Here is a 16,840-nt window from a genome sequence, read left to right on the forward strand (position 1 = left end):
GAGCGACCACGGTCGGGGACACCGAGTCACACGTACTTCTGCGGCCGCACCGCGCGGTCGCCGTCAGCGCAGCATTGTTCGATTCTCGGTGAGATGTGTGTGTCGCTCGTCGCCCACGACGAGCGAACGGAGCATGTCCGATGACGTCGTCCACGACGGTCGAGCCCACCGGCGGCACGCCGGACCACCGCCCGGCCGACACCGCCGCCTTCCCGCTGAGCCCGGCCCAGACCGGCTTGTGGTTCGCCCAGAAGCTCGCCCCCGAGGTCCCGTTGACCGTCGCGCAGTACGTCGACGTGGCGGGCCCGCTCGACGTCGACCTGCTCGGCGAGGTGGCCGGACAGGTCGGCGCGGAACTGCAGTCCGGCTGCGTCCGCATCCTCGACGTCGACGGACGGCCGCACCAGGTGGTGGACACCCGCTCCGTCCACACCCGACGGCTCGATCTCCGGGCGGAGGCCGACCCCGAGGCGGCCGCGCACCGCTGGATGCGCGACGAGATGCACGCTCCCGTGGACGTCGAACGCGACCCGCTGACGGTCAACGTGCTGCTGCGCGTCGAGGACGAGCGGTGGTTCTGGTACACCCGGATGCACCACCTCGCCGGTGACGGCTTCGGCGCCGTGACCGCGCTGCGCCGCGTCGCCCAGCTCTACACCGCGCGGACGACGGGCGTCGACGCGCCGCCGCAGCGCGCCCACGACCTCGCCGAGCTGTACCGGGCCGAGGAGACCTACCGCCGGTCGCCCCGGTTCGCGACCGACCGCGAGTACTGGGCCGGCAAGACGGCGGGGCTCCCGGAACGCTTCTCGCTGGTGCCACGCTCGGCTCCGGCGGCCGCCACCCGGCGCCGGGTGGACGGCACCGCACCGACCTCGGTCACCGACGCCATCGCCGCGGTCGCCGCCCGCGTGGACGGCACCGAGGCCGCCGTGCTCGTCGCCGCCATCGCCGCCTACCTGCACCGCGTCACGGGATCGACCGAGGTGGTCCTGAGTCTGCCGGTGTCGGTCCGCACCACCGCCGCGCTGCGCCGCTCCGGCGGCATGTTCTCCAACGTGGTTCCGTTGCGCCTGCGGATCGAGGACCACACCACCCTCGACGACCTGATCGCCGCGGTGACCCTCGAGATCACCGGCGCGCTCCGACATCAGAAGTACCGGCACGAGGACATCCGCCGCGACCACGGCAGCAGCACCGACCAGCGCGGCTTCTTCGGCCCGATGGTCAACATCATGCTGTTCGACTGGAGCGTGCGGCTCGGCGACCTGACCGGCCGCCTCCACAATCTGTCCAGTGGACCGGTCGAGGACCTCGCGTTCACGATCTACAACAGCAGCACCCCCGGGGCCGGGTTGAACATCGACCTCGAAGCGAACCCCACCCTGTACGACGACGCCGACCTCGGTGCCCATCACCGCCGGTTCCTGGCGTTTCTCGGCGCGCTGCTCGATCGGCCCGCGGCGGCCCCCGTCACCGACGCTCCGGTCTTCCTACCGGACGAACTCGACACGGTCGTCCGGACCTTCAACGACACCGCCGCGCCCGTCGAGCCCGACACCCTGTGGAGTGCTTTCGCCCGTCGGGTCGCGGCGACGCCGGACGCACCCGCCCTGACCTTCCGCGCGACCACCCTCACCTACGCCGAGACCGCGGACCGAGCCGGCCGAGTGGGCACCGCGCTGCGACGACGCGGCGTCGCGCCGGGCGACGTCGTCGCGTTGTCGATGCCGCGGTCGCTCGAGCTGGTGCTCGGGATGTACGGCATCCTGCACGCGGGCGCCGCGTATCTCCCGCTCGATCCCGAGCAGCCCGACGAGCGCATCGCCACCGTCCTCGACACCGCGCGTCCGCGCTGCGTCCTGACCGCCGACGACGTCGCCGCGGCGGTGTCCGACGTCGCCGCGGCGGGGGCCGACGCGGGCGCCTCGGCCGCGCCCGCGCCGGTCCGTCCCGACGACCTCGCGTACGTCCTGTTCACCTCCGGCTCCACCGGTCGACCGAAGGGCGTCGCCGTCACGCACCGGGCGATCACCAACCGACTCGAGTGGATGCAGCACGAGTACCCGCTGACCGACGACGACGTGGTTCTGCAGAAGACCCCGTCGACGTTCGACGTGTCCGTGTGGGAGTTCTTCTGGCCGCTGCGCGTCGGCGCTCGGCTGGTGGTCGCCGACCCCGGTGTGCACCGCGAACCTCGCCGGTTGCTCGCCGCGATGATCGACGCCGGGGTGACCACGGTGCACTTCGTCCCGTCCATGCTGGCCGCCTTCGTCGCCGAACTGCGCGAATCCCACGTGATCCCCACCCGTCTGCGGCGAGTGTTCAGCAGCGGCGAGGCGCTTCCCGCCGACACGGCCGCCGCCTTCACCGACGCCACGGCGGTGCCGCTGCACAACCTGTACGGCCCCACCGAGGCGGCCGTGGACGTCACCTATCGCCGCTTCCGGCCGGGCGACGTCGGGTCCGTGCCCATCGGGCGCCCCGTGTGGAACACGCGGGTGCACGTGCTCGACGCGCGGTTGCGCCCGGTGCCCGTCGGGGTGGCGGGGGAGCTCTACCTCGCCGGCATGCAACTGGCCCGCGGCTACCTCGGGCGACCCGACCTCACCGCCGACCGGTTCGTCGCGGACCCGATCGCCGGTGACGGGAGTCGGCTCTACCGCACCGGCGACCTCGCCCGGTGGCGCGCCGACGGCGATCTGGACTACCTCGGCCGCACCGACTTCCAGGTCAAGGTGCGCGGCCTGCGCATCGAGCTCGGCGACGTCGAGGCCGCGTTGCTCGCTCATCCGGGCGTCGATCACGCCGTCGCCGTCGCGCGCCCCGACAACCGCGGCGGCACTCGACTGGTCGGGTACGTGGCCGGGCCGACTCCCGCGTCGATCGCGCCCGACGACGTCCGGGCCACCGCTGCGGCGCGCGTGCCGGCGTACATGGTTCCCGACGTCGTGACCGTGCTGGACGCCCTGCCGCTGAACAGCAGCGGCAAGGTGGACCGTCGCGCTCTGCCGGAGCCGACCACCCCGTCGCCGGGTGACGACGTCGCCCCGCGCACCGAACTCGAGCGCCGCATCGCGGCCGTGCTGGCCGACGTCCTGGACATTCCGGCTCCCGGCGTTCACACCAGTTTCTTCGATCTCGGCGGCAACTCGCTCTCCGCCACGCGCGTGGTCGCGCGACTCGCGGACGATCTCGGCCGACACGTGGGTCTCGACGACCTGTTCTCCGCGCCGACGGTCGCTCGACTCGCCGAACGACTGTCCGCGGTGGACGTCCCGGCCCACCGACCGCCGTTGGTGCCCGTCGCCCGACCCGACCTCGTGCCGCTCTCGCCGGCGCAGCAGCGGCTGTGGTTCCTCAACCGCCTGGATCCCGAGTCGGCCGTCTACAACATGCCGCTCGCCCTCGAGCTCACCGGAACGCTCGACCTGCCCGCGTTGCGGCAGGCGCTGACGGACGTGGTCGGCCGCCACGAGAGTCTGCGCACCGTCTTCCCCGACGGCCCCACCGGACCGCACCAGCTGGTCGAGGACCCGGGCACACCGGATCTCGAGCCCGTCGACGTCGCCGAGTCCGAGCGCGACCGCGCCGTCGCCGAGGTCGTCGGGCGCGGCTTCGACGTCCGCCGCGAGCACCCGATCCGCGTGCGTCTGTTCCGGCTCGGCCCCGACCGCCACGTGCTCGTGGTGGTCCTGCATCACATCGCCGCGGACGGCTGGTCGTTCGGCCCGCTGGCGTCCGACGTCGCCCGCGCCTACGCGGCGCGTGCCGCGGGGCAGGCACCCGCCTTCGCGCCGCTGCCGGTCCAGTACGCCGATGCCGTGCTGTGGCAGCGCGCCGTGCTCGGTGACCCCGCGGATCCGGGCAGCGTCCTCGCCGCCCAGACGGCGTTCTGGACCGACCGGCTCGCCGGCCTGCCCGAGGTGCTCGACCTGCCCACGGACCGTCCGCGTCAGGCCGCCCCCGCCGTGGCGGGTGCGGTCCACGACTTCGAGCTCGACGCCGACCTGCGCGCGGCGATCACCGCCCTCGCCACCGCCCACTCGGCCAGCACCTTCATGGTGGTCCACGCCGCGCTCGCGGCACTGCTCGGCCGGCTCGCGGACACCGACGACGTCGCCGTCGGTACCCCCGTGGCCGGGCGCGGCGACCGGGCGCTCGACGGTGTCGTCGGCATGTTCGTCAACACCCTCGTCCTGCGCGCCTCACCGCGCGTCGACCGCTCCTTCGTCGACCTCCTGCACGCGGTGCGCGACGACGACCTCGAGGCCTTCGCGCACGCGGACGTACCCTTCGACGCGGTGGTCGACGCCGTCGCGGCCGACCGGACGTCGGCGCACCACCCGCTGTTCCAGGTCATGCTCTCCTTCGACAATCTCGCGCCCGCGACGGTGCAGCTGCCCGGCCTGACCGTCGCCGCCGGCGAGATCGACACCGGCACCGCGAAGTTCGACCTGACCGTCGAGGTGGTGGACCGCCCGGGCGGCGGATTCCAGGCTCGCCTCGGCTACGCGACGGCTCTGTTCGACCACACCACGGCGGCGGACCTCGCCCAGCGTTTCCTCGCGGTCCTTCGACAGGTCACGGCCGATCCGAGCGTCCGCGTCGGCGACGTCGACCTGCGTCTGCCCACCGACGTCGCGCCCGAAGCGGACGTCGTCCTCGTCGGCCCGCCCGGCGGCGCGCCGACCACGCTGCCGGAACTGCTGCGCGCGACGGCCGCACGATTCCCCGACCGGGACGCGGTGATCGAGGCCCATCACACCCTCACCTACGCCGAGCTCGATCGTCGATCGGATCTGCTCGCCGCGGCGCTCGTCGACCTCGGGGTCGGACCCGAGGTCCGGGTGCCCGTCTGCGTCGGCCGCTCGGCGGCGTCGCTGATCGCCCTGTGGGCCGTCGCCAAGTCCGGGGGCGCCTACACCCCGCTCGACCCGAAGTACCCGGTGGACCGGCTCGCCACGATGGTCGCCGATACCGGCGCCGTCGTCGGGCTGGCCGGCGACGAGCGCGCGATGCTCCCGGACACGGTCCGCTGGCTCGACCCGCGCACCGACCACGTGCTCGCGACGGCCCCCCTGGCCGTGCCGGCCCCGCATCCCGATCAGGCCGCGTACCTGATCTTCACGTCGGGCTCGACCGGCCGTCCGAAGGCCGTCGTGGTGTCCCACCGCGGCATCGCGGACCTCGCCGCCGACACCGCCGTCGCCGCGGGGGTGGACGAGACCACCCGCGCCCTGCACTTCGCGTCCCCGTCCTTCGACGTCTCGTTGATGGAACTGCTGATGGCGTTCGCGGTGGGCGGCGCGGTGGTCCCGGCTCCCACCGACGTCTACGGCGGCCGTGACCTCGCGGCGCTGCTCCGCGACCGCCGGGTCACCCACGCCGTGGTCACGCCCGCCGCACTCGAGACCGTCGATCCCGCCGGGGCACCAGATCTGCGGTTCGTCGCCGTCGGCGGCGACGTCTGCACTCCGGCGTTGGTCGAGCGGTGGGCCCCCGGTCGCACCATGCTCAACGTCTACGGTCCCACCGAGGCGACCGTCGTCGTCACCCGCACCGCGCCGATGATCCCGGGGGAGCCCGTCACCATCGGCCGCACCCGCACGGGCGTCGCGACGCGGGTGCTCGACCGCCGGCTCCGTCCCGTGGCGCCGGGCGTCCGGGGCGAGCTGTACCTGTCGGGACCGAGCCTCGCCCGCGGTTACCAGGGACGCCCGGGCCTGACCGCGGAACGCTTCGTCGCCGACCCCGACGGTCCGCCCGGGTCCCGGATGTACCGCACCGGCGACGTCGTGGCGCTCCGCACGAACGTCGGCATCACCGCCGCCCCGGACACCCGGGCCATCCACTTCCTCGGCCGTGCGGACCACCAGGTCAAGGTGCGCGGCCACCGCGTCGAACTCGCGGAGATCGACGCCGTCCTGCAGACCGAGCCGGCCGTGACGTGGTCGGTCACCCTGCTGGTCGACGCCGATCGCCGCGACATCGCCCGCCTGATCACGTACGGGGTGACCGACGCCGAGGACCGGGAGGCGCTGACCGATCGCCTCCTCGAGGCCGCCCGCCGCGCGCTGCCGGACTACATGGTGCCCGCCGGGATCGTCTGGCTGGATGCGCTGCCGCTCACGCCGGCGGGCAAGCTCGACCGTCGCGCCCTGCCCGTGCCCGCGCCCCCGCAGAGCGACGTCCCGCACGAGGAACCGGCCACCGAGACCGAACGGATCGTCGCGACGGCCTTCGCCAGGGCTGTCGGCCTGGAGCGGGTCGGGCGCCGCGACCACTTCTTCGACTCCGGGGGCAACTCCCTCACCGCGACCCGGGTCGCGGCGGCCCTGTCCGATGCACTGGGCCGGGACGTCGCCGTCCGCACGATCTTCGAGCAGCCGACCGTCGCCGCGCTGGCGGCGCGGCTCGACACCGACGCCGGCCCCGCCCGGGTGCCGCTGGTCGCGGGGGAACGTCCGGCACGGATCCCGCTGTCCCTGCCGCAGCAGCGGCTGTGGTTCCTGAACCGGCTGGATCCGACGGCCGACGCGTACACGATCGCACTGTCGGTCACGATCGACGGGCCGGTGGACCGCGATGCTCTGCGCCGCGCGGTCCTCGACGTGCTCGAGCGGCACGAGGCCCTGCGCACCGTGTTCCCCGAGACCGACGACGGCCCGCACCAGGTGGTCCTGCCCGTCGACCGGGTACGCGACCGTCTGGACGTCCGTGACATCGGAGAGACCACCGACGCGGACGGCGTGGGCGAGGCCCTGCGAGCGCTGGCTCATCGCGGTACCGACCTCACCACGACGGCCCCGGTGCGCGCGGTGCTGCTGCGCGTGTCCGACACGCGCCACGTCCTCGGGGTCGCGATCCACCACATCGCGGCGGACGGGTGGTCGATGCGGCCGCTCACCCGCGACCTCGTCACGGCCTACACGGCCCGCGTGGCCGAGCGGGAACCCGACCTGCCGCCGCTGCCCGTGCAGTACGCCGACTTCACGCTGTGGCAGCGCCGGATGTTGGGCGACGAGGCCGATCCGACGTCCCGCGCGGCCGCGGACCTGGCCTACTGGACCTCGACGCTCGCGGGCCTGCCCGACGAGTGCACCGTGCCGGGCGACCGGCCCCGCCCGGCTCTGCCCGGCCACCGCGCCGGGTCCCGCGAGTTCCTCGTCCCCGAGGCCACGATGTCCGCGCTCACCGCGGTCGCCGCGCGCCACGGCGGCACCCGCTTCATGGCCGTGCACGCCGTCCTCGCCTCCGTGCTGGGCCGGCTGGCCGACACCACGGACGTCGTGATCGGCACCCCGGTGGCCGGGCGCCACGACGCCGCGCTGCACGACCTGGTCGGCATGTTCGTCGGCACCGTGGTGCTGCGCACCGCGATCGAGCCGGGCGACAGCTTCGCGCAGGTCCTGAAGCGCGTCCGGACGGTCGACCTCGACGCCCTCGGCCACACCGAGCTGCCGTTCGAGCGCGTGGTCGACGCCGTGTCGCCGCCGCGCGTCGCCGGTCGGCATCCGCTGGTCCAGGTGGTGCTCACCGTCGACGAGAGCGTCGACACCACCGTCCGGGCGGGGGACCTCACCTGGTCGGCGGCCCCGATCGAGATCGACCGCAGCAAGTTCGACCTCGACGTCGCCGTGACCGGCGGCCCCGACGGATGGGCCGTCCGCATCACCTACAGCCGGGATCTGTACGACGAGTCGACCGTCGACCGCCTCGGCGAGCGATTCCTCGCGGTCGCCGCGGCCGCCGCGGCCCACCCCGAGCGTGCGCTGGGCGATGCGCCCCTCCTCACCTCCGACGAACGCGACCGGCTCGACGCGCGCGTCCCCGAGCCGGTCGACCCACCGGTGCTGCTGCCGGATCTTTGGACGTCCGCGGTACGCCGCGCCGGCGATCGACTCGCCGCCGTCGGCACCGCCGGCGAGCAGGTGACCCACGACGAGCTCGATCGCCGATCCTCCCGCCTGGCCCGGCGTCTGCTCGCGTGCGGCGCCGGTCCCGAGGACGTCGTCGCCGTCGCGTTGCCGCGCTCGCTCGCGGCGATCACCGCCGTTCTCGCGGTGGCGAAGACGGGTGCCGCCTGGGTTCCGGTGGACCCGCGCTATCCCGCGGACCGCGTCCGCCACATGCTCACCGACAGTGGTGCCCGGCTGGGGCTCACCACGGCCGAGTACCGACCGGACGACGACCTCGCCGACGTGCAGTGGCTGGACGTGGAGCACGACCCGACCGGCACTCTCGACCATCCCGTCACCGACGCCGACCGCCGCATCCCGCTGCGGCCCGACCACGTGGCGTACGTGATCTACACGTCCGGGTCGACGGGCGTACCCAAGGGTGTCTCGGTCACCCACTCCGGACTGTCGGCGTTCGCCGATGCCGAGCGCGCACGGTTCGCCGTCGACGCCGACGCCCGGGTGCTGCACGTCGCCTCACCGAGCTTCGACGCGTCGGTGTTGGAACTGCTCATGGCCGTCGGATCCGCCGCCACGCTGGTGATCGCGCCGCCCGACGTCTTCGGCGGGCGCGAGCTGGCCGACCTGATGCGTCGCGAGCGCGTGAGCCACGCGTTCGTCACCCCGGCCGCATTGGCGACGGTCGACCCCGCCGACGGCGACGGTCTGCCCGACCTGCGGACGATCGTCGTCGGCGGCGAAGCCGTCGGCCCGGACCTGGTCCGACGCTGGGCGCCCGGTCGCCTGATGGTCAACGGCTACGGACCGACCGAGACGACGGTCGTCGCGACGACGGACGTCCTCGAGGTGGACGGCCCGGTCACCGTGGGCACATCCATCCTGGGGGCGCGGGCAGCGGTCCTCGACGCCCGTCTGCACCCGGTTCCGGACGGCACGACGGGTGAGCTGTACCTGGCCGGGCCCGGGCTCGCGCGCGGCTACCTGCGCCGAGCAGCGCTGACGGCGGGCCGGTTCGTGGCCGACCCACGGGGCGCGGGGGAGCGGATGTACCGCACGGGCGACCTGGTCAGGTGGACTCCCGACGGACGACTCGAGTACGTCGGACGCACCGACACGCAGGTCAAGCTGCGCGGGTTCCGCATCGAGCCGGGCGAGATCGACGCGGCGCTCACGGCGCGCGACGACGTGTCCTTCGCGTACACGGCGGTCCACGTCGACGACGCCGGCATCCCGGCCCTCGCCTCGTGGGTCGTGCCCGCGGGCGCGGCCACGGTGGATCCGGACGCGGTCCTCGCCGACCTCGCCGGCCGGCTCCCGGCTCATCTGGTCCCCGCCACCGTCACCACGCTGGCGGCGGTGCCGCTCACCCCGGTGGGCAAGCTCGACGTCCGCGCCCTGCCCGCCCCGACCGCCCCTGCGCGCGGGGACCGAATCGTCGCGCCGCCGGAGACGCCGACGGAGCGGATCGTCGCCGACGTGGTGGCGGGCGTGCTCGGCGACACGTGCGGGCCGGTCGGCCGCGAGGACGACTTCTTCGCCCTCGGCGGCAACTCGCTGCTGGCCACGCAGGTCGCGTCGCGCATCGGCACACGAACGGGCCGCACCGTTCCGGTCCGTGCGCTGTTCGAGCACCCGAGCGTGCGCACCCTGGCCGCGCACGTGGACACCCTCACCGCCGACGACACCCCTGAGCTGGGCACCATTGCCCGACCCGACCGGCTGCCGCTCAGCCCGGCGCAGACCCGGCAATGGTTCCTCAACCGGGTCGACCCGTCGTCACCTCTCTACAACGTGCCGATCGTGGTGCGCCTCGACGGGCCGCTGGACGTCACCGCCCTGCAGACCGCGCTGGACGACGTGGTGGCGCGGCACGAGGTGCTGCGGTCGGTCTACCCGGCGTCGTCGGACGGTCCCGAGCAGGTGATCCTGCCCGTGGTCGACGTCCCGCTCGCCGTCCGCGAGGTGGTCGAGGACGAGGTGCGCTCGGCCGCCCTCGCTGCCGCCGGTACGGGGTTCGACGTCACCGTCGATCCGCCGCTGCGCGCCACTCTGCTGCGTCTCGATCCCTCGGCCCACGTGCTGGTGCTCGTGGTCCACCACATCGCCGCCGACGGGTGGTCCCTCGGGCCCTTGGCCGCCGATCTCGCCGGTGCCTACGACGCCCGGTCCGCGGGCCAGGCACCCGCGTTGCCCCCGCTCGAAGTGCAGTACGTCGACCACACCCTGTGGACGCGGGCGCGACTCGGCTCCCCGGGCGACCCGTCGTCGCTCCTGGCCACCCAGCTCGAGTGGTGGACCGAGACCCTCGCCGGCGCTCCGGACACCCTCGGCATCCCCACGGACCGGCCTCGCCCCGCCACGCCGTCGTACCGCGGCGGGTCCGTCGACGCCCGACTGGACGACGATCTGCACCGCCGTCTCCACGAGGTGGCCGCCGAGGAGGGCGCGACCCTCTTCATGGCCCTGCACACGGCCCTCGCCGTGACCCTGGGGCGTCTCGACGGCCGGTTCGACACCGTCGTCGGCACCGCCGTCGCCGGGCGTGGGCACGAGGCGATCGACCGCCTCGTGGGCATGTTCGTCGGCACCCTCGCGCTCCGCACGCGGATCGATCCGCGCTCACCGCTGCAGGACGCCCTGCGCGCGGTGCGGGCGGCCGACGTCGAGGCGTTCGCGCGCCCCGACGTGCCCTTCGAGCAGCTCGTCGACGCGATCGCGCCCGCCCGGTCCGCCGCGCGACACCCGATCTTCCAGGTGATGCTCACGCTGCGAGACGACGTCCCCACGCGGGCCCGTATGGGCGCGGGCGACGCCGCCGTCGACGCCCGGGTGGCCGAGATCGACGTCGCGGTGGCCAAATTCGACCTACAGGTCACCGTGACCGAGCACCGCACCGACGCCGGCGACCCCGCCGGGCTCACTCTGGGGCTCGACTACGCCACCGATCTGTTCGACGGGACCACCGCGCGGACGCTGCTCGACCGGCTCGGCGCCGTGCTCCGCACCCTCGCCACGCAGCCCGCCACGGCGGTCGGCGCGATCGACCTGCTGACGCCCGACGAGCGCGCCGCCCTGGTTCCCGTCGGCGGCGCACCCCGCGCGGACGCGCCGCGGACGCTGGCCACGCTCGTCGACGACGCCGTGCGACGCTCGCCCGACGGCATCGCCGTCGAGTACCTCGAGCGCGCGCTCACCTACCGCGAGCTCGACGCCCTCACCGATCGGTGGGCTCGGCGGCTCGTCGCGCAGGGCGTCGGCCCGGACACCCTGGTCGCGGTCGGCATTCCGCGCTCCCTGGAGTCGGTGCTGGCCGTGCTCGCCGTCACCCGCGCGGGAGCGGGATTCCTGCCGGTCGACCCGGCCTACCCGGCGGACCGCATCCGGCACATGCTCACCGACGCCCGACCCGCGCTCGGCCTGACCACCGCCGAGCACCGTGCGGCGCTGGCCGTGGACGGGGCCGGGACGGACTGGCTGCTGTTCGACGACGACACGCTCGCCGCCGGGCCGCTCGCCTCGGGCGCACTCCCACGGGCCGACCTCGCCCATCCCGCCTACGTCATCTACACCTCCGGCTCGACCGGAACGCCCAAGGGTGTCGTGGTCACGCACGCCGGGGTGTCGGCCTTCGCCGACGAACTCACCGACCGGCTGGCCGTGACGAGCTCGTCACGCGTCCTGCACTTCTCCTCGGTCAGCTTCGACGCGGCCGTGCTCGATCTGCTGTTCGCGTTCGGTGCCGGCGCCACGATGGTGATCGCTCCGACGACCGTCGTCGGTGGCCGGGAGCTGTCGGACTTCCTCGGCCGGGAGCGGGTGACCCACGCCTTCGTCACCCCGGCGGCACTGACCACCGCCGATCCGACCGCGGCCACCGCGCTCACGCACCTCGTCGTGGGCGGCGACGCCTGCTCCCCGGACCTGGTGGCGCGCTGGGCTCCCGGCCGGAGCCTGCACAACGCCTACGGTCCCACCGAGACGACCATCGTCACCGTGATGTCGGACGCCCTGACCGCGGGTGCCCCCATCGGTATCGGGTCACCCGTCCGCGGCGTCGCCGCCGTCGTGCTGGATCGCCAGCTCGAGCCGGTGCCCTACGGCGTGGTGGGCGAACTCCATCTCACCGGCGACGCGCTCGCTCGCGGGTACCTCGGGCGGAGCGGCCTGACGGCCGCGCGCTTCGTCGCCGCGCCGCACGGCAAGCCGGGGGAGCGGATGTACCGCACCGGCGACCTGGTGCGGTGGCGCCGCACCGACGACGGCCCCGTGTTGACCTACGTGGGTCGATCCGACCACCAGGTGAAGGTGCGCGGATTCCGGGTCGAGCTCGGCGAGATCGACGCCGCCCTCGAGGCGCACGACGACGTCGAGTTCGCGGTCACGCTCGGCGTGGCCGACGACGACGGCGCGGGGCCGACCACGCTCGCGTCGTACGTCCTCGCCCGTTCGGGGTCGGCGGTGGACGGCACGGCGCTGCGCCGCCATCTGACGCGGCGTCTGCCGTCGTACATGGTGCCGACGTCGGTCACGCTGCTGGACAGCGTTCCGCTGACGCCCACCGGAAAGCTGGACCGCCGGGCCCTGCCGGCACCCGCACCCCTCGCCGACACCGTCTATCGGGCGCCGGAGACCGAACTGGAGAACCTGGTCTGCTCGGTGTTCGCCGACGTGCTGGCGGTCGACCGGGTCGGCCGGGACGACGACTTCTTCACCCTCGGCGGCACGTCCCTGGTGGGCGTGCGCGCGGCTCACGAGCTGGGGGAGCGGCTCGGCCGACCGGTGCCGGTGAGCGTGCTGTTCGGGGCGTCCACCCCGGCCGAGCTGGCCGCCGCCCTCGGCGAACCCTCGGCCGCGGACACCGATCTCCTGGCGCCCGTGGTGACGCTGCGGGCGGGCCGCGGCGACGCCGCGCCGCTGGTGTGCGTGCACCCCGCGTTCGGCCTGGCCTGGACCTACCACGGTCTGGCGCGGCGCCTCGGGGGCGATCGGCCGGTCCTGGGTCTGCAGTCTCCGACGCTGGACGGCGAGCGGCCCGAGTTCGAGTCGATCGAGGACCTGGCCCGCGACTACGTCGACCGGCTGCAGTCGGCGCAGCCCGCGGGTCCGTACCACCTGCTCGGATGGTCCCTCGGCGGACTGATCGCGCACGCCATGACCGCGGAACTCGAGCGGCGCGGCGAGCGGGTGGCGACCCTGGCGATGCTGGACAGCTACACGCTCACGGCCGAGTACCTCGACCGCGTGCCCACGTTGCGCGACCTGATCGAGGAGGTCACGGGATCCCCGCTGCCCGACGGCGTGGACCCGACTCCCGCGGACGCCGCCGATCTGGCCCGCGCGGCGGGCGAGGGTGCCGCGGCGCTGACCGCCGACGTCGTCGAGCGTCTCCATCGTGGATACGTGCACGGCAGCACGCTGGCGCACCGCTACCGGCCCGCGCCCGTCGAGGCGGACGTGCTGTTCTTCTCGGCCACCGCCGACGAGGTCAACGAGCGCGACACCCGCCGCCGCGCCGCCGCCTGGGAGCCGTTCGTCCGGGGGACGGTGCGCGACCATCCGATTCCGTGCTCGCACGCGCACCTCACCACGGACCGGGCGCTCGACGTGGTCGTGCCGGTCCTGGACGAGCATCTCGACTGAGCCGCCCCCGAACGCACCTCGGGCCCCGACACCGGTGTGGTGTCGGGGCCCGAGGAATCGATCGAATCTAGACGCCGGCTCCGCGTCGCTGTGTCCTAGACGCCGGCTCCGCGTCGCTGTGTCCTAGACGCCGGCTCCGCGTCGTTTTGCCTTGAGCAGGTCCAGCCGCTCCTTCAGCAGCTCGTCCAACTCCTCGACGGAGCGGCGCTCGAGCAGCATGTCCCAGTGGGTGCGCGGGGGCTTGACCTTCTTGGCCTCCGGCGCGGTGCCCTCGACCAGAGTGCCCTCCATGCCGTTGCGGCACAGCCACGTGCCGGGGAGCTCGGCATCGTCCGCGAAGGGGACGTCGAAGATCTCGCCGTTGTCGGTCTTGTACCGAGCCATGCGCCGAGGCGCGAGGTCGTGGTCGCGATCGGTCTCGTAGCTCACCGCTCCGAGTCGGCTACCTCGAAGTACACGGTCTGCCATGGGGAGTCCTCTCTGTCGATGCGGCGGGGTCGATCCGGCGGCGGTCGATCCGACGTGCCTCGTGGTCAACGCGTCGAGCGACGGAAACGTTCCCGCACGAACGCACCATCCTACCCCCGGTATCGTCGACGACCGTGATCGGCAGACGGCGACCGGCGACGTGCGCATGGTGCGGGCGCCCGGTCGAGGAGTCCGCGACCGGGCGGCGGCGGCGCTACTGCCGACAGTCCTGCCGCCAGCGCGCCTACGAGCAGCGCACTGCGGGGCGTGGCACACCGGTGCCCGACGACGCCGTCCTGTTGACCGCCGCCGAGGCCGAGGCCCTGGCCGACCGCGCGTTCGGGGTGCGCTGCGCCGCCGAGGACGTCGCCACGGCCGTGGCGGAGGGTGCCGACGCCGAGGAACTCGCCGCGCTGTCGGCGCACCTGGTGGAGATGGCCCGCGACGCCGAGCGGCTCCGCTGACCCGTCGTCAGAGTGGGCCCAGGTCCGACGGGTGGTACCCGACGGGATAACCCGGGTAGGTGCGATTGCGCGGGTCCCGCGCGATCCGCGAGGTCCGCCGGGGCGGGAGATGCCGCACCGCCCGCGCCCGTGCTCGCAGGCCCGCCTCGGCGACCCGGCGAGCACCCGGCGCCGCGGCGGGGAACCCGAACGCGCGGCGCATGTCGTCGTCGATCATCGCGTGGACCACACCGCGGATCGCCGGACGCGACACCGCCGGATACCAGGAGGCGAGCAGCTCACGGGTGTAGGTCCCGATGCGGCGGTTGTCGGGCGCGAAGCCGAACCGGTCGTGCTCGTACTCCATCCGGAACGCGTGGAACTCGGCCACGGACTCGGGGACGTCGGCGATCCCCATCCGGGACCCGACGGCGCGGTAGAACTCCACCGCGGCCCGTCGCTCGTGGGGATGAAGTCGGCGCCAGCCGTAGCGGTCGATCCAGTCGAGGGGGTCGAAGGCGAAGGTCGACAGGACGTAGAGCATGTCGTCGCGGGCGATGTCGTACCGCGCGTGCAGGCGGTTGACCGTCCGCAGCGACGCTCGGCCCCGCTCGGAGTCGTACCCGTGCTCGACCAGTTCGGACATGAGCAGCGACGTGTCGTCGTACCGCTTCTGCGGACGCTTCTCGAACTCGCCGGTGCGCGCGAGCAGAGCCGAGATGCTCGGAACGCAGTAGGTGCGGAACAGCGCGAACTCGAGCGAGCGCTGGTAGTCCCAGGGGAACTCGTACCCGGCGGTGATGCGGTGGATCGCCTGCGCGTCGGCCACGGGATCGAGCCGCTCGATCGTCTCGAGCCAGCCGTACCGCCCGCGGCCGCGCTGCGGAAGCGTCGTGCTCACCGCCGGCGCCGACCGTGGATCTTGGTGAGCAGGAAACGGGCGATCGCGACGTCGCGCCGCTTGCGCGTCATGGTGACCAGGTTGAGCGGCGGCGCGAATCGCTGCGTCGTGACCGACTTGACGCGCGAGAACTCCCGCAGCCCGTCCGCGCCGTGGATGCGCCCGAAGCCGGAGTCGCCGACCCCGCCGAACGGGAGGGCACCGATGGCGGCGAACCCGAGCACCGAGTTGATGCTCACCACGCCCACGCGGAGGCGGTCCGCGGCGCGTCGCCCGGCCGCGGCGGATCCGGTGAACACCGACGCGCCGAGGCCGTACTTCGAGGTGTTCGCCCGGTCGATCGCCTCGTCGAGGTCGCGGACGCGGTTGACCACGACGGTCGGGCCGAACGTCTCCTCGACCTGCGCTTCGCTGTCCTCGGGGACGTCGAGCAGCACCACCGGGTCGACGTACGGCGGACGGACCGACTCGGGACCGCCGACGACGGCCCGGCCACCGCGTGCGAGCGCGTCCTCGACCTGCGACCGCACCACGTCGACCTGACGGGGGAGGGTCATCCGGCCGTACTGCGCGTCGGCGGCGTCGCCGACCCGCAGGTCGGTCACGCGCGCGACGAGCTTGTCGACGAACCGGTCGGCGAGTGCGTCCACCACGTAGACGCGTTCCACCCCCGCACACGTCTGACCGGCGTTGCCCATGGCTCCGAAGGCGGCGAACTCGGACGCGGCGTCGAGGTCGGCGCCCTCGTCGACGATCAGCGCGTCCTTGCCGCCGCCCTCGACCACGATGGGGGTCAACGTCTCGGCGCACGTGGCCATGACCTTCTTGGCGGTGGCCGTCGAGCCGGTGAACGCGACCTTGTCGACGCCCGCGCGGGCGAGGTGCGCGCCGACCGCTCCGTCGCCGACGACGGTCTGCAGGACCGAGTGCGGGGCCGACAACGAGTCCCACGTGTCGGCCAGCCACGTGCCCGTTCGCGGGGTCAGTTCGCTCGGCTTGAAGACGACGGCGTTACCCGCGGCCATCGAGTAGGCGATGGACCCCATCGGGGTGTAGACGGGGTAGTTCCACGGTCCGATGACGCCGACCACACCCATCGGCTCGTAGCGCACCGACGCTGCCTGATTGGCGCTGACCAGACCGGGCAGGACCGACCGTTCCCGGAGTACCCGGCGAGCGTTCTTCGCCGCCCACGTCAGATGCTCGACGGCCAGCATCACCTCGAGCAGGGCGTCGTCGGCCGGCTTGCCCGTCTCCTCACGGACGACGTCGACCAACGACGCCGAGTTCCGGGCGACGACGGACTTGAACTCGAGCAACCAGTTCTTGCGGTCGTCGTGGCTCAGTCCGCCCCACCACCGCGCGGCGTGACGGGCCCGCCGGACCGCGTCCTCGACTCGGTCCCGATCGGTGGGAATGGACGTCTCGTCGATGGTCATGCATGCCGACACTAGGCGCGCCCGCGG

Annotated in this window: 5 protein-coding genes; 2 read left to right on the forward strand and 3 right to left on the reverse strand. The window is 73.6% G+C overall.

Annotated features, from left to right (window positions below):
• Nucleotides 1-140 precede the first annotated feature (140 nt).
• Nucleotides 141-13,562 carry a non-ribosomal peptide synthetase gene (locus A3Q40_RS08660; RefSeq protein ID WP_082833834.1) on the forward strand — a complete coding sequence of 4,474 codons (13,422 nt, stop codon included), beginning with the start codon at nucleotides 141-143 and terminating at the stop codon, nucleotides 13,560-13,562.
• A 123-nt stretch (nucleotides 13,563-13,685) separates the two neighbouring features.
• Here A3Q40_RS08660 and A3Q40_RS08665 read toward each other — a convergent pair whose 3' ends face one another.
• Complete coding sequence (locus A3Q40_RS08665; RefSeq protein ID WP_068101384.1) at nucleotides 13,686-14,030, reverse strand: RNA polymerase-binding protein RbpA; 345 nt, start codon at nucleotides 14,028-14,030, stop codon at nucleotides 13,686-13,688.
• 134 nt (nucleotides 14,031-14,164) lie between these two features.
• Here A3Q40_RS08665 and A3Q40_RS08670 point away from each other — a divergent pair, with 134 nt between their 5' ends.
• Nucleotides 14,165-14,494, forward strand: a complete 330-nt coding sequence (locus tag A3Q40_RS08670) for a hypothetical protein (RefSeq protein ID WP_068101387.1) — start codon at nucleotides 14,165-14,167, stop codon at nucleotides 14,492-14,494.
• A gap of 7 nt (nucleotides 14,495-14,501) precedes the next feature.
• On the opposite strand, the gene A3Q40_RS08675 is transcribed toward A3Q40_RS08670, so the two are convergent.
• Both A3Q40_RS08675 and A3Q40_RS08680 read right to left on the reverse strand, forming a co-directional pair.
• The gene (locus A3Q40_RS08675; protein WP_069973025.1) at nucleotides 14,502-15,473 is read right to left on the reverse strand and encodes an oxygenase MpaB family protein; all 972 of its coding nucleotides are present in this window, start codon (nucleotides 15,471-15,473) and stop codon (nucleotides 14,502-14,504) included.
• On the reverse strand, nucleotides 15,371-16,813 hold the full coding sequence (locus A3Q40_RS08680; protein WP_068101393.1) for an aldehyde dehydrogenase family protein: 1,443 nt from the start codon (nucleotides 16,811-16,813) through the stop codon (nucleotides 15,371-15,373). Before A3Q40_RS08680 ends, A3Q40_RS08675 begins: the two co-directional genes overlap by 103 nt.
• Nucleotides 16,814-16,840: the final 27 nt, after the last annotated feature.

Source organism: Rhodococcus sp. PBTS 1 (assembly GCF_001620025.1).
Classification (GTDB): Bacteria; Actinomycetota; Actinomycetes; order Mycobacteriales; family Mycobacteriaceae; genus Rhodococcoides; species Rhodococcoides kroppenstedtii.